The organism is Candidatus Zixiibacteriota bacterium (assembly GCA_040753495.1).
GTDB lineage: Bacteria > Zixibacteria > MSB-5A5 > GN15 > PGXB01 > DYGG01.
In genome coordinates, this window is sequence record JBFMEF010000093.1 from 31,572 (window position 1) to 45,462 (window position 13,891).

Sequence of the window (13,891 nt, forward strand, 5' to 3'; positions counted from 1 at the left end):
GCATGGTCACAATTATATGGACAAATCTGTCCTATTAATTATATTCATATAAAATAATCCAGACAATGTGTGAGGTTCCCGCCGATGCATCTCCGATTCTCAACTCTGCTGCCGGCCGCAATATGCGGTTGGCTTTTTTTGTCCAGCGCCGCGACAGCGCAACTGGTGCCAGAATGGAATTATAATTTTTCTACGCTTGGCCGCTATGCCTACATTGACCATCCGGTTATCGTTGATGATTCCGGTAACGCCTTTGTGCTTTCCTACGCAGGATACAACCATGAGGGGGCGCGGGTTACTAAACTCAGACCGGACTCCACGATTGCCTGGCAGGTAAACTACCCCGACTCCGGTTTAGGTCTCAATTACTTCGGTCGCTCCCCGGCGGGTGACCTCTACATCTTCGGACACCACGAGATACTTGGAGGCCATGATGTATCGGTTGTCGGAATCAAGATAAATGCTGACGGAACTCTCGCCTGGGGCAGGGTTCTAACCGCCCAATTGGCCCCGTACGCCAGCTACCCCAGAGGCGCCGTTGATTTCGATGGCAACCTCTGGATCGGTTTTACCGAAACGCCGGTCGACAGCTTCTGCATCGATTCTCTCCCGGACGGCTCCGGCAATCCCGGGGAATCAGGGGTGATAAGCCACGGCGTAATCTATCGCCTCGATTCCCAATCAGGTACACCAACGCTGGTAGAGCGAGTGACAGGAGAGGACCGCCAGCTGACCGGCATATGGAACGTAAGTGCCGATAATGATGGCTTGGTCAATGTCGGCATCTATGTCGCTGAATTCTGCTGCAATAGTCTCTGCCAGAACTGCCGCGACAGTTGTTTTACAAATATTGTATTTGGAAACGTCGGTTACCGCTCTACTTACTACCTGCGCCGCTACACAACCGGCGGTTCATTCTCCGGCTCAACCTGGGTTGCAGCCTCTGATAATTCTATATTTAGCGCCTATGTTTTCAGTGGACGGATGGGAGAGTTATTGATCTTCAAGCACCAGTTTATGTCGCCGCAACCGTACTGGAGTCACGTTGAGCGCTCCGGGCGATGGGCTACCTCTTTTCCCGGAGAGACCAATGTTAGCAGTATGTACGCTCCCACAACCGACTACAGCGGAAATGTTTTGCTCTGGCACTGGTTGGTCTCTACAAAAGCGGCGCTTGATGACAGCGAGCGCGAAACGATGGTGCTGGACGCCGCCACCGGCGCGGTGAAATGGACCAAACCGGGTATCGCCGGATATATGGGCGCCGACCGGAATGGCAATGTTTATGTCAACGACCGTGTAGCAGTCCATAAATTTGACCAATCGGGAGCCGAACAATGGGCCTGCACTACTGGTGTTGACCTCGGCTCCATTCTCCATGCCGATACCGCCGGCTGGTTCTATTTCCAGAACTATACCACCCTCGCCAGATACAACGGAACCAAGTATATCACTATCCGCGATGCCCGCCGCGACAGCCTGCCTAATGTTACCTTTGACCTCATCAGGGTAAGCAACAATCCGCCGTACTTCGACGAGGACACGCTGGGCTCATTCACTGCCGATGACAGGGGGCGCTTAAGTCTGATACCGCTTGCCCCGGATTCTTTTTTCGCGCAACTTGATTTGACTGGAGATACCCTGGTTGTCGGCGACAGTCTCAAGATCGCCAGGCATGTACACAGTGAACCGGCCGTCAAACATGAGGCGCTGCTCGGCACGATGTACAGCGTCCATCTGGACAATACGCAATTTGCCGAAAACGGACATCTATTCTTTGACACGCTGACTTCGGGGAATCAGGATATAGTGCTTAACCACGCCGAATTGCGCTACAACCTTCTGGTCTCCCTGGAATGGGAAGCGACCGATGCCTATCTCTGGAGCCTGGAAGATAACTTCAGGTATATGTCCAATTACCTGTACGATGTCAGCGACGGCCAGATACGGCTCGATACCGTTTATATCTTCGATAATAACGACTTTTACGCGGAAGCCGATCTCCTCATTTTCGCCAGCAATATGGAATGGCCACGGGCTCACGCCGGTGGCATTCTGCGCAACGGTATCGATTATCTCTATATGCCTCGCATCTGGATGGGGGACTCCACCCGCACCAGAAACCATACCGATGCCGTGTACCCTCTGGACCTTACCCATCCCTCTCATGATTATCGCACCAAAGTCCACGAGTTCGGTCATTACGCGCTTAACTTCTTTGACGAGTATCTCTTCTGGCACCCGGACAGCAACCTCTATTCTCCCAATAACAGTTTGCGTTGTCTGCCGCCGACCGTCTTCCGGTACGGCTTCATGGACAGCCAATACGAGGATGGCGGCGGAATCTCATCAGAGATGTCGGGGACATTTCGTTACAATATGGAGTCCTGCCGAAATACCAATCAGTGGCGGGTGCACGGCAAATCCTGCTGGGAGCATCTGGAGAGTTGGGTCGAAGCAGTCCCCTGGGGCGCCCACAATCTCTTCGTTCCAATCCTCAAGCCCGACTTGCTGGATACTTTAGAGCGGGTCGTCACCAACCCGGCCGTATTCTTCTCGGGACCTAACAACGATTTGAATAATCCGGACTACGATGTCGGCTTGATGATTCACTTCCCCAATCAAGTTTTGCCGCAGGCGACCGGATATTCCAACAAGCATGTGACAGTTCATCATTCCAGCGGCGGTGACAACGCCGATATCAGGTTATGGAACAATCCGAACGCGGGGGCACCTCTGGAGAGAGTAATACAACAGGGGCGATCATCGGACGCGTCTGGAGCCTGGGTAGTCGGCGTGAAAGATGCCGCCTACCAGATCCTTGCCAGCAAAGGTAACAGCCTTGGAACTGTTACCCCGTCGCCGTCATTTGCTTCTTCCCAAAATCTGACCACCGGCTGGTTGTACGGTATGGCTGAATCAGGAGGGTCGGGAGTGAGCAAAGTTGGTAACAGATTCTCCGCCAGCCGCGCCGATGACAGTCTCACCATTGAGTTGAATGAAGTTAAGGGAAATTATCCTCTAATCATCAGGGCAATTCTGATTGCCGAAGGGGTGAACTGCGACTTCACCGCGGCTCAATCTTTCCCGTCCGACCCGAGTCTGGATTTGTGGCCGTCTTATGGTGGCAGTTACAGTCAATCTATCAGCCTGTCTGCTTCCGGGTACTCATCCACAGTTTCAGATAGTCTGGGGATATCAGGTTCCTTCACGCTCTGGGCGGTTGATGATTCCTCAAAGGCGTTCTTTGTTCCCAGCAGGTACACTATAACCGGAGTCAGCCATTCTCAGTCATTCATCTGGCTCTTTGGAGCCGAGGGACAGAGTGAGTTTAAAATAGATTCCACCAACGTCTCTTTGACAAAAACCATCATTCTTTCTTCGCCCTATCCGGTCATTCGGACCGGACTGGATGAAAACGCGGTGCAGGCCGGACAGGCGCATTGCCTGTCGGTCTTTCCCGATGAGCAGCTTACCGGAGCCAATCAGGTAGTTATTCGTTACGACGATGCCGACCTGAGGCTGGGGGAGCAGGCTCAGGGTGACGAAACTTCACTGGCAATATATCTCTGGGTCGATGACGTAACCGGCTGGCAACCGCTCGGCGGAGCCGTGGACATTATCAAAAACGAAGTCTATGCTCCTATTGAGCAGACCGGCCTCTATGCCGCCTTTACTACGCAGATTGTCACTGATGTCGAGGACGACCAGTCTGGGGATATACTGCCCTACCACTTCGAACTTTCACAAAACTACCCCAATCCATTTAATCCGATAACAACGATTAAGTACAGCCTGCCGAAGCGAAACCGCGTTACTATCGAAGTGTACAATGCGCTTGGTCAAAAAGTAAGGACTCTTGTTAACCGCGAGGAATCAGCCGGGTCGTATACGATTACCTGGGACGGAACCAATGCTTCCGGTAAGTCCGTCTCCACCGGCGTTTACTTGTATCGCTTTCAGGCCGGAAATCATATTGAGTCAAAGAAAATGTTGCTGCTGAGGTAACCGGATTCCATTTGATTCCATACGTCCTTGCAATATAGAGAGCCTCGGCTTTTACCGAGGCTCTCTAAATCCAGGTCTGATTGACTAAGCATCATAACGTCACAACGCCGGAAATCTATCTTTATCTCCGGCGTTGCTAACCCGTGTCCTATTTAATATTTCCCCTGAATCACTGAGGAATAAGAACACCGTCTATTATATGAAGGACGCCGTTTCGGGCGGCGATATCCACGAACAGTACCGTGGAATTATTGATTTTAACCATGCCGTTCTCGACCGTAATGGTCACAGTCTGACCGTTAGCCATAGTTGCTTCTGTCAAATTCACAATGTCCGCTGCCTTGACCACACCAGGAGTCACATGATACAGAAGGATGCCGCGCAATGTTGCGGGGTCACTCAGCAGGGCTTCCACCGTTCCGGCCGGGAGAGCGCTAAAAGCCTCTTCCGTGGGGCCAAACAGCGTAAACGGTCCTTTGTACATCAGGGTGCTCTGAAGACCGGCCGCCTTCACCGCCGTCGTCAGAGTGGGAAGACCGGCCAGACGGGAGACGGTGTACAGTGAGAGATATCTGGTGAACCAGTTCAGGTCACCGTTCCGAATAGCCCTGGAAATCCAGCCGCCGCCCAGCGAATAGGCTGTCGCGAGTGGGTTCAACCGAGACGAACCGGAAGCCCCGGGAATCAGAACGGCATCTATAACATGGATGATACCGTTGGTGGCTTTAATATCAGTCACAGTAACAGTGGCGTTGTCAATCATAACCTTGCCGTCCCCTGTAAGAGTAATGGTCACACTGGCGCCATTGAGGGTTTCGGCGCTGGACAGTTTCACCACCTGGTCGGATGTGACCGCGCCGGGGACAACATGATAGGTGAGAATAGCAGTCAAGGCATCCTTATCATTAAGAAGCGCCTCCACCGTTCCTTCCGGAAGAGCCGCAAAAGCCTCGTCGGTCGGCGCAAAGACAGTGATCGGACTGGCACCCTTCAAGGCATCAACCAGGTCGGCCGCCTCTGCCGCAGCCAGAAGTGTGGTAAAATTTCCTGCCGCAGCAGCCGTCTCAACAATATCCTTGGTAGGCTCATTGGTGCCACTCGTCATCGGACTCTTGTCATTATCACTGCAGCCGACCAGACCAAGCGACATAACTGCCAGGACCGCGGTAATCATTTTGAATTTGCGGGTAAACATCTTTCTTCTCCTTAAATTGATGATTAGTTTTTTTCTTCTTTCAACGCTTGTCTTCATTAGTCTGAACTTATGCCCGTGCCGCTACCCAACGACGCTGCATAGCCTTCCACTGCAGCACCTGGTAAAGAGCCGACAAACCGACTACCAGATAAACAATCCGGCTCAACAGGGTGGCATTACCGAAAAGCGTGGCGACCAGGTCGAAATGCAAAAGCCCGACCAGTCCCCAATTGAGGCCTCCGACTACCAGAAGGGCCACCGCGATTAAATCAAATGACTTCATTTTAATTCTCCTTTCGTTCTATTCTGTTTATGTTTTGTCTATCAATTGTCTAATATAACCGCCGGGCTTCCCCAATAGTTCCCCATCCTCTACAAAAAAAGACAAGAAATCGTATCATAATGCGACACTGACGATTATCTTTATACATCCCGACATTTTTGGCATCATTAAGAACTTTTTCAGCATTTTTGTTGTTGCTTAAACAGAACTTTTTTATATGATTTGTCTATATATTATGATGAAATATGAAAGCAGCTCTTAAGATGAAAAAAAATACCAGTTCCGCCATCCTGGGAATCGAAGCCGTGGCAAAGCGGTCCGGCTTGAGCCAACATCTCATTCGTGTTTGGGAGCGACGATACGCCGCTGTCAAACCGCTGCGCACCGGTTCCAATCGGCGATTATATTCTGAAGAGGACGCCCATCGTCTCGACCTGCTTGGTCGCGCCGTGAAGGCCGGTCATCGTATCAGCGATGTCGCCAGAATTCCAACCGCCAAATTGGAAGAGTTGATAGCTAAGGAGCGCCCGGGTAATCAATTCTCGGCGAGACCTCTTGATAGCAATGAGTCAGATTATATTGTAACGGCGCTGGAAGCGGTGGAGCGACTTGACGCCGAGGCGTTGAGTACGGTTCTCGCCCGGGCTGATGTCGATTTCGGACAGGCGCGGGCTCTGGAGGCAATCATCATGCCCCTGATGGAGCGAATTGGCGACATGTGGGAAGGGGGCAATCTCCGCATTGCCAACGAGCATATGGCAACGGCGGTGGTCGTTCATCATGTCGGCTCTATCCTGGAAAATTTCCGATACGAGCCGGATGCGCCGGTAATCCTGACAGTGGCTCCGGTGGGGCAGTTGCACGAAGCCGGCGCCCTTGCCGTAGCCATATTGGCTGCTGTGGCAGGATGGCGACCGCTTTACCTCGGTCCCAATCTGCCGGCTGAGGAAATTGCCGCCGGGGCTTTAAAATCTGATGCCAGAGCGGTGGCATTAAGCCTTGTTTACCCCGCCGATGATTCCAAACTTCCGGCGGAAATCAAACGGCTCCGAAGACTGCTTCCCCACAATCTCACTCTCCTTATTGGAGGGCGGGCAGCGGAATCATACAAAACGGCAATTGACTCTAACGACGCAGTTTTCATCTCTGACCTGGCGAGTTTGAAACAGCGCCTCGAACAGATTCGCGCATCACTGGGACACCGGAGACAATAAGATGAGCAGATTCAAGAGATATATATTCATTGTTATAACCCTGGTGGCGGCCTCAGCGCTGGCGACCCCGGCGCGCGCCTCTGACGGAGTGCAGCTCGACCTCGAGAGCGGCGTCGCCATTAGTGGTTATAATGACGTCCGGTATCCCGGCAATTCCGGCACGCTCATTTCACTTTCTCAGGATCTGAACTTGGAACAAAGCCCTTTCTGGCGCGCCCGGATATCCTATGGATTTGGCGACCGCCATACATTGTCGCTGCTGGCCGCGCCGTTACGTCTGGAGGGAAAGGGAGCGGTCTCAAACGACATCATATTTGGCGCTGCCACCTTTCCCGCCATGACCGCCTTGAAAACTAAATACCGGTTTGATTCATATCGGATTACCTATCGTTACGAAATTCTTCGCCGCGACCAACTCCGTATTGGCATCGGTTTCACCGGAAAGATTCGGGATGCTGCTATTTCGATTCAAGGGGACGGCCTGACCTCGGAAAAGGCGAACACCGGTTTCGTGCCGCTTATAAATTTCAGATTTGACCTGAAAATCAGCCGGATGTTCGGCCTGCTTGTCGATGGCGATGCGCTGGCGGCTCCGCAGGGGCGGGCCGAGGATGTACTTGCGGCAATTACGGCAGACATGGCAAATGGCATTAAGATAAAGCTCGGATATCGTATCCTGGAAGGTGGCGCCGACAATGATGAAATCTATACTTTCGCTCTTGTCAACTATCTGGTTCTTGGCGTTGGCTGGCAATTCTGAAGACTGTTGTCTGTAACAAGAATCGTATATTATACTTGATGGCAAGGCAGAGTCTATCATGCTCGTGAAAACGCTCAAACAGTTAAGGCGATTGATTATAGCCGTGGTCGGTTTCACCGTCCTGGCAATTGGCATCGCCTTGATAGTTCTCCCGGGACCGGCTTTTATCGTCATCCCGGCCGGCCTTGCCATACTGTCTCTCGAGTTCGCCTGGGCAAGAAATCTCCTGAAGCGGATGAAAGACAAGTTAAAAAGAACGCCCGGCGGCGATGCTGCTGATAAGAGTGGTATTAATAAATAACCCCGAGTTTCACAAATTCCTTCAAGAATCGCACCTTTTCCCCAGAATTTGACAAGTGCGATTAAATCCATTCCGCTGCCGGCAGCTCTTTGTTACCGAAATCCGCATCTCATGGGCGCGCTATTATGAAGATAGATTATCTACATGCGACCCCAACCACTCTCTCATCATTCCTTGGCGACTTCTCTGATTAATTCTATCAGATGTGGCGGTACGATTTTCGTTTCTCGTATCATCAAATTATTTTACTCTTGACATTGTCTAATATAATACTTATTCTAAACTTATGAAGGATGCTATTGCTGTTCTGCGACGCTGTCATATTCAGCCTACCCCGCAGAGGATTGCCGTGGTTGAGTATGTGCTGAAAAGCAAGGACCATCCCTCGGCGGATGATGTATTGAGTTATGCCCGCAAGAAATGCCCCACTGTCTCCCGGGCTACCGTTTACAACACCCTGAATCTGCTCGTGGAGAAGGGACTGCTGGCGATGCAGACAATTAAGGAAGGCGCCATAGTCTTTGACCCCAACCTTGAGAAACACCATCACTTTATCGATAGCGAAACCGGCGATATTTACGACATCCCCTGGGACCAACTGGAGGTCAAGGGCAAGGAAAGACTCAAAGACTTCGAGATTGTCGAGTTCCAGGTGATATTGCGGGGCAGAAGGAAAAAGAAATGACGCTTATTTTGCCCGCTTCCAATACCTTGCCTAATATTAGGCTCCTTCTGTCAGACCATCTGCCAGAACTGCGTGAAAATATAAAACGGGCTGTCAGGCTGGTCAGCCTGCAGCATATTAGGATTGGCTCAACAACATTTACCAAAATATAGGAGATATCATGACCAACCAAAACAAGGATTCCACGGGAAAATGTCCGGTGACCGGCATGGCCGGCAGCGGTACTTCCAACCGCGACTGGTGGCCCAATCAACTGAACCTGAAAATTCTACACCAGCATTCTGCCAAGTCCAATCCAATGGAAAAGGATTTCAACTATGCCGAAGAATTCAAGAAACTCGACCTGAAAGCTGTCAAAAAGGACCTCTATGCGCTTATGACCGATTCGCAGGACTGGTGGCCCGCCGACTGGGGTCATTATGGGGGACTATTCATCCGGATGGCGTGGCACAGCGCCGGCACCTACCGTGTTGGTGACGGTCGCGGGGGCGGCGGGACCGGCAATCAGCGCTTTGCGCCGCTCAACAGTTGGCCCGACAATGTGAATCTCGACAAGGCGCGACGACTGCTCTGGCCCATTAAACAGAAATACGGCAAGAAACTCTCCTGGGCCGACCTCATGATTCTTGCCGGCAACTGCGCTCTGGAATCAATGGGATTCAAAACCATCGGTTTCGCCGGAGGGCGCGAGGATATCTGGGAGCCGGAAGAAGATATCTACTGGGGCTCCGAAGCCGAGTGGCGCGGTAACAGGCGCTATTCCGGCGACCGGGAACTGGAAAATCCGCTCGCGGCAGTGGAGATGGGATTAATCTATGTAAATCCGGAGGGACCTGACGGCAATCCCGACCCGGTCGCTTCGGGACGTGACGTCCGCGAGACCTTTGGACGTATGGCTATGAACGATGAAGAGACCGTGGCGCTCGTCGCCGGCGGGCATACCTTTGGCAAATGTCATGGCGCCGGTGATGCCCGCAATGTCGGTCCCGAACCTGAGGCGGCTCCTATCGAAGAGCAGGGCTTAGGCTGGATAAGCCGTTACAAAAGCGGTAAAGCAGGCGACACTATCAGCAGTGGTATCGAGGGCGCCTGGAAACCGAACCCGACCAAATGGGATATGGGCTATCTGAGAATACTTTTCAAATACAATTGGGAACTGGTCAAAAGCCCGGCCGGCGCCAATCAGTGGCTGGCCAAAAATGTGGACGAAGAGGATATGATTGTTGACGCGCACGACCCCTCTAAGAAACATCGACCCATGATGACCACTGCCGACCTCTCGCTCAAGTTCGACCCGATTTACGAGCCAATCGCCCGACGTTATCTGAATAATCCCAGGGAATTCGCCGATGCCTTCGCGCGGGCATGGTTTAAATTAACCCACCGCGATATGGGTCCCCGTGCACGCTATCTCGGTCCTGAGGTTCCCAGAGAGGAATTTATCTGGCAGGACCCGATTCCCGCCGTCAATCATAAACTGATTAACAAGCAGGATATCGCTTCCCTCAAGAGCAGGATTCTGGCGTCTGGTCTCTCTATATCGGAACTGGTTTCGACCGCCTGGGCGGCGGCATCCACTTTCCGCGGCTCCGACAAGCGCGGCGGCGCAAACGGCGCCCGCATTCGCCTGGCGCCTCAAAAGGATTGGGAAGTTAACCAGCCTGCCCAACTTTCGAAACTGCTTAAGACCCTGGAGCGGATTCAGAAGGAGTTCAATAAATCTCAGTCCGGCGATAAGAAGGTTTCGCTGGCTGATGTAATTGTCCTGGGCGGATGCGCCGGTGTTGAGCAGGCAGCGAAAAACGCCGGTCATAAGATCACCGTACCCTTCAGACCGGGACGAATGGATGCCTCGCAGAAGCAGACCGATGTTACCTCATTTGCAGTACTCGAGCCAAAAGCCGACGGTTTCCGCAATTACGTGAAAACCAAATACAGCGTGCGACCCGAAGAGCTGCTGGTCGATAAAGCGCAATTATTGACCCTGACCGCACCGGAGATGACCGTGCTTATCGGCGGCTTGCGCGTTCTGGGAGCAAACTACGCCGGTTCGAAACATGGCGTCTTCACTAGAAAGCCCGAGGCGCTCACTAATGACTTCTTTGTGAATCTATTCGATATGGGCACCGTATGGAAGGCAACCGGAAAAGATGAAGAACTCTTCGAAGGGCGCGACCGCGCCACTGGCGAACCCAAGTGGACCGGCACCCGCGTTGACCTTGTCTTCGGCTCCAATTCCCAACTCCGGGCATTGGCGGAGGTTTATGCTTGCGCTGATTCTCAGGAAAAGTTCCTGAATGATTTTGTCGCGGCATGGGACAAAGTGATGAATCTTGACCGCTTCGATATCGCCTGAACGGAGAGATGAAATCGAATGACCAGGGAGGTTGACTCCGTCAACCTCCTTGGTACTAATTAATTTAGTCTCTTATCGGTTCAAGAACTCAGTGCCCAAATAACTGAGCCGCACTCCAGAGATTCAAAGCTCTCGACATATCCTAATGCAGCGCCGCATCAGTTGCACTCTTGTTCGGGGTTGGATTATCAGCCAGCAGCATCCTCCGTCGGCGAGTGCTTTTCCTGATTTCCATTCCGTTAGCAGATAACTATTCAGTTTTCCTAATTGGCCGGGCGCAGTTTGTCAATGAAAGCGATACTGCACCAGAATATGTCATGTTTTAGTCCGTTGGGTTTGGCAAAAAAGAAATATTTGCCGTCCGGCGACACGGTCGGCGCCAGTTCTTCCCCGGCAGTATTGAAACTGCTTCCAAGATTTACCGACTCCGTCCAGGAACCATCCTCATTATGATAACTGATATAAAGGTCGGAGCCACCGAATCCGCCCGGTCTGTTCTGCGCGTCAAATATTATATAACTCTCGTCGGGTGCGATATAGGGATGAGCTTCGTTGTAACCCTTGTTTATGGCAGTGCCCAGTTTCGTCGGCGTTTGATAGAGACCATCAGAAAATTGAGATATATATATGGCTGGAGGAAGAGCGGAGATATTGGTAAAATAGATATTGCCGTTTGAACTCTGGGTAGAATACATCATCATTAAGCTGTTGAGTGGAGCCTCCAGAGTCTGCGGGGCCGACCAGGCGGAGCCCTCTTTCACCACATACCAGTTGGCGATTCCGCAGCCGGAGCAGGGGCGGGTGCTGCTGAAAAAGAGTTTTTGCCCGTCGGGAGTGATTAGCGGCTCCATACTCATGAACTCTCCGCAGAAAGGTGCAATATCCGGGGCTATCCAGGAGCCATCCTGAAATCTTGTATAATAGATCCTGTTTATGTTATCGCTTCCCCTTCGGGTAAAATAGAATTCCTGAAAGGAGGGATCAAAGGAAGCGGTAAATTCCATATCGGTGGTAGAGATAAGCCCCGTGGCGAAAGCCTGGGGAATCGAATCGGGCGGCACCTGTCCTAAATAAATAGAGCAATTAGGGGCATCTCCGCCTTTGAATAGAGATGATATCAGATAGGTAACATCCAGAATATTAACACTGTTACTGTTGTTGACATCGGCGACCTTTAATGGCTCAGGGGCTGGACCGCTCTTATATAGAGAACTGATTATATAGGTAGCATCCAAGATATTGACCCTATCGTCGTTGGTGGCATCGCCGCAGATTCTTGCAAACGACGCCGCTGCCATACTCAGGATAATGATTAGGGCAGTAGTCGTTACTTTTGAGCTCATAGCCTCGCCTCCAGAACAAATTGAAGATAATATAAGAAGCAGATTACTTCACTCTTATGATTTCTCGACAAGTCCACTATAATATTGACGAAAATCAGTGAATTTAATAAAACTATATTTGCGGTCGCTCGATGAAAGGATGATGAAAAGCAGACATGAGTCGGTTTGTCCTCTTTTTTCAACATCCCAAGGGGCAACCATCACATCTACAGCAGTATCTGGGAAGACTTATAGCAGAGTATAATGGTTGGATTTTCTGGGGAAAGATAATATAAATCTTCTGCATCAAAAGCGCATTGCTGGATGAAAAACTCTCTTGATTATTCGGAGATCTTGTCAAACCTGACTTATGGCTACCCCGACCTCACTCTCCCCAAACTCTCGTCAGCTTCAGCTTCACTATCCGATTACACTATGCCCGGATCGACGAAACTCGTTGGAAGGTAGTAACCTAGTGGACGGAGGGCTATCAGGTTGTCCAAGTTCTTTCACGAGGTTAGCTTGAAGACACGCTTACTGACGCTGCGAGGATATTGGTTAGGTGCTGGCATAGAGGACCACATCAAATTATCTACTTGGCTCTATCAGCTTCTTGAAAGGTTGGTAATCCCTGAGAGATTCGAAGTCGAAATCGGTGTGAAACGTATAGAGGTGACCTTGCCTAAGGCTTTCCTTTGCGAGCGACACGGCTTCGTCCCTATTGCCCAGAATAGCAGAGATGGTAGCACGACAATATACGTGTCCTCCGAAAAGGTAAGGCTGCACCGCTTTTTCTAGCGAGTCTGACACCCTCATTGCTTCCGCTTGGTCTCCCAGTCTGGCCGCCGCCCGGCCCAAATAGTACTGAAATTCCGCAATGTCCGGCCGGAGTTTTTGGAGTTGCTGAAAAGTCTCTCTTGCTTCCTGCCAACGGCGCGCCTCATATAGCGCCCGGGCATAAAGATAAAGGTCAGACTGTCTCTCTTCTTCTGGTTTTGCCCGGTACCACTCGATTAGCTCATCAAGCACCAGCATCGCTTCGTTTTCATAGCCGTGAGCTCTCAATTCCTTTGCCGCGATTGACATTGCGTTTTCTGGAACTTCGAGTCGATTAGGGTGATCTCGCGCTTCTTTAAGTAACTTCTTGACTTCATCTATTCGCCCTAAACCGACGAGAGCACTCAATTCGCACAATAAGCTGATGTAGCACTCCGGCATGGCCTGCCTGAATTTTTGGATTGCCGCAAGCTCCTCTTTGTATTGCTCGAGTTGATGATATGCAACGGTCAAGGTGCTCCAATAGTCATAATCTTGGAGAATCATTGTGTCTTGCGCTTTGATTTCGGACAGAGTTTTTATGCACTCCAAGGGTCTATTCAACCAAAGAGAAGCCCGGCCGGAATTCAAATAGTTGACTTTCGAATCCGGTTCAAGCTTGATCATCTCACGGCAAGTATTCTTATACTCAAGCCAATCCCCGGAAATCACAGCGCAGACTGCATCCAAGGAAAGTTGTTGGGTCCGGTTCAGTTCTCCTCGGCGAAGAGTAAGTGACTTCGCCAGAGAGTCCGCTTCCGCCCAGTGCCCCAAGTTCACGCTCGCGCAGCAGGCCAAGTCGCGGGCGATTAGGAAGGAAGTATCGAGAGCGAAAGCTCGATTGGCTTTCCCCAAGGCGGTTTCATAGTCCTTCTTGAGGACAAAGAATTCAAGCCCTTGGATGTACTCAGAATATGCCTCATAAATTGGTGGCTTGGATGGACGCAAGAC

Annotated in this window: 10 protein-coding genes; 6 read left to right on the plus strand and 4 right to left on the minus strand. The window is 51.2% G+C overall.

What is annotated here, in order from left to right:
• Window positions 1-138: 138 nt before the first annotated feature.
• Window positions 139-4,008, plus strand: coding sequence for a FlgD immunoglobulin-like domain containing protein (locus AB1690_05975; GenBank protein ID MEW6014851.1), 3,870 nt, complete (start codon window positions 139-141; stop codon window positions 4,006-4,008).
• A gap of 169 nt (window positions 4,009-4,177) precedes the next feature.
• Here the strand turns inward: AB1690_05975 and AB1690_05980 are convergent, their stop codons facing one another.
• Both AB1690_05980 and AB1690_05985 read right to left on the minus strand, forming a co-directional pair.
• Complete coding sequence (locus AB1690_05980; protein ID MEW6014852.1) at window positions 4,178-5,203, minus strand: fasciclin domain-containing protein; 1,026 nt, start codon at window positions 5,201-5,203, stop codon at window positions 4,178-4,180.
• A 67-nt stretch (window positions 5,204-5,270) separates the two neighbouring features.
• The gene (locus AB1690_05985; GenBank protein ID MEW6014853.1) at window positions 5,271-5,486 is read right to left on the minus strand and encodes a DUF378 domain-containing protein; all 216 of its coding nucleotides are present in this window, start codon (window positions 5,484-5,486) and stop codon (window positions 5,271-5,273) included.
• 245 nt (window positions 5,487-5,731) lie between these two features.
• Here AB1690_05985 and AB1690_05990 point away from each other — a divergent pair, with 245 nt between their 5' ends.
• The 5 genes from AB1690_05990 (at window position 5,732) to katG (ending at window position 10,802) form a co-directional block, all read left to right on the plus strand.
• Window positions 5,732-6,700, plus strand: coding sequence for a MerR family transcriptional regulator (locus tag AB1690_05990; GenBank protein MEW6014854.1), 969 nt, complete (start codon window positions 5,732-5,734; stop codon window positions 6,698-6,700).
• Between the two features lies 1 nt (window position 6,701).
• Window positions 6,702-7,460 carry a hypothetical protein gene (locus AB1690_05995; GenBank protein MEW6014855.1) on the plus strand — a complete coding sequence of 253 codons (759 nt, stop codon included), beginning with the start codon at window positions 6,702-6,704 and terminating at the stop codon, window positions 7,458-7,460.
• A 58-nt stretch (window positions 7,461-7,518) separates the two neighbouring features.
• A complete protein-coding gene (locus AB1690_06000; protein ID MEW6014856.1) occupies window positions 7,519-7,761 on the plus strand; it encodes a PGPGW domain-containing protein in 243 nt (80 codons plus the stop codon).
• A 286-nt stretch (window positions 7,762-8,047) separates the two neighbouring features.
• Entirely contained in the window at window positions 8,048-8,446 is a 399-nt protein-coding gene (locus tag AB1690_06005) for a transcriptional repressor (protein ID MEW6014857.1), read from the plus strand.
• Window positions 8,447-8,606: 160 nt separating this feature from the next.
• On the plus strand, window positions 8,607-10,802 hold the full coding sequence (gene katG, locus AB1690_06010) for a catalase/peroxidase HPI (protein MEW6014858.1): 2,196 nt from the start codon (window positions 8,607-8,609) through the stop codon (window positions 10,800-10,802).
• 263 nt (window positions 10,803-11,065) lie between these two features.
• Here the strand turns inward: katG and AB1690_06015 are convergent, their stop codons facing one another.
• Both AB1690_06015 and AB1690_06020 read right to left on the minus strand, forming a co-directional pair.
• Window positions 11,066-12,145, minus strand: coding sequence for a dockerin type I repeat-containing protein (locus AB1690_06015; protein MEW6014859.1), 1,080 nt, complete (start codon window positions 12,143-12,145; stop codon window positions 11,066-11,068).
• 567 nt (window positions 12,146-12,712) lie between these two features.
• A partial coding sequence (locus tag AB1690_06020; protein MEW6014860.1) for a tetratricopeptide repeat protein occupies window positions 12,713-13,891 on the minus strand: 1,179 nt, incomplete at its 5' end.

Coding starts and splice junctions, on each gene's coding strand:
- AB1690_05980 (MEW6014852.1), bottom strand. CDS start 5,203: ATGTTTACCCGCAAATTCAAAATGATTACCGCGGTCCTGGCAGTTATG.
- AB1690_05985 (MEW6014853.1), bottom strand. CDS start 5,486: ATGAAGTCATTTGATTTAATCGCGGTGGCCCTTCTGGTAGTCGGAGGC.
- AB1690_05990 (MEW6014854.1), top strand. CDS start 5,732: ATGAAAGCAGCTCTTAAGATGAAAAAAAATACCAGTTCCGCCATCCTG.
- AB1690_05995 (MEW6014855.1), top strand. CDS start 6,702: ATGAGCAGATTCAAGAGATATATATTCATTGTTATAACCCTGGTGGCG.
- AB1690_06000 (MEW6014856.1), top strand. CDS start 7,519: ATGCTCGTGAAAACGCTCAAACAGTTAAGGCGATTGATTATAGCCGTG.
- AB1690_06005 (MEW6014857.1), top strand. CDS start 8,048: ATGAAGGATGCTATTGCTGTTCTGCGACGCTGTCATATTCAGCCTACC.
- katG (MEW6014858.1), top strand. CDS start 8,607: ATGACCAACCAAAACAAGGATTCCACGGGAAAATGTCCGGTGACCGGC.
- AB1690_06015 (MEW6014859.1), bottom strand. CDS start 12,145: ATGAGCTCAAAAGTAACGACTACTGCCCTAATCATTATCCTGAGTATG.